Genomic DNA, 1033 nt, shown 5'->3' on the forward strand with positions numbered 1-1033 from the left:
ATAAAAGCATCAAGAACATACTTGATACCGGGAGTGACCGAACAGAGCCAGCTGACAAAGCTGCGGTAACCGATAACCATACGAGCTCAGAAAAAAGCAGCCACGCACTTACACGGGGTGCGGATTACTACAGGAGGTAAGGAACCATGACTACACAGAGCACTATAGATAAACTCATCGAAATGCGTCTAACATCCATGTCGGATGCATTCCTGACCCAGCTGCAGGACGCCCGAATGAGGGACATTTCCTTTGAAGACCGTTTCGGAATGCTGGTGGATATCGAATACAGCAACCGTAAGAGCAACAGCCTGAAACGGCTGATCCGTAATGCCGGATTCGACCAGCCAGATGCATACATCGGGGATATCAACTATACCTCCGGGCGGAAACTCAACCGCAGCCTGATCGAGCGTCTGGCAACCTGTGAGTACATCACAGAGCATCGAAACCTGTTCATCACAGGTGCCACAGGGAGTGGAAAGACCTACATGGCATGCGCTTTCGGTATGGAGGCCTGTAAGCGTCGATACACTACGAAATACGTTCGACTTCCGGACCTGCTCCTGGAGTTAGAGATGGCACGTAACGATGGAACTTACAAAAAGGTCCAGAGCAAATATGCCAATCCGATTCTACTGATCATCGATGAATGGCTGCTGTTGAAGCCAACCGCATCAGAACAGCACGATATACTGGAACTCCTCCATAGGAGACGCAAGAAGTCGTCAACCATCTTTTGTTCTCAGTATGATTGCAATGGCTGGTTCGATCAACTGGGAGGCGATGACAGTCCGCTCGCGGAAGCGATCCTGGATCGCATCAAGCATGATGCGTACAAGATCAACATCATCCCGACGGACCCGGCGAATTACAGATCCATGCGTGAAGTATACGGGTTGGATCCGGCATTAAGCGAGTAAACTCGCATGTAGCAAATGTGGTATCCCTGTTCCGGACTCACGGTATCATAGCGCCAGACTGCCGGTATCCGTTCCTTCGGAACAGGGGTACATTTGAACCGTAATATTCA

Annotated in this window: 1 protein-coding gene; it reads left to right on the forward strand. The window is 50.1% G+C overall.

The window, feature by feature from the left end; genetic code table 11:
- The first annotated feature begins 146 nt into the window (after positions 1–146).
- Entirely contained in the window at positions 147–923 is a 777-nt protein-coding gene (locus DXB70_RS13805) for an ATP-binding protein (protein ID WP_118473077.1), read from the forward strand.
- Positions 924–1033 lie beyond the last annotated feature (110 nt).

Origin of the sequence: Clostridium sp. OM05-5BH (assembly GCF_003481505.1) — a bacterium.
GTDB classification, from domain to species: Bacteria; Bacillota; Clostridia; order Lachnospirales; family Lachnospiraceae; genus Otoolea; species Otoolea fessa.

What these genes read in the sequence shown, in the direction of transcription:
- DXB70_RS13805 (WP_118473077.1), top strand. Translation starts at nt 147, where the DNA reads ATGACTACACAGAGCACTATAGATAAACTCATCGAAATGCGTCTAACA.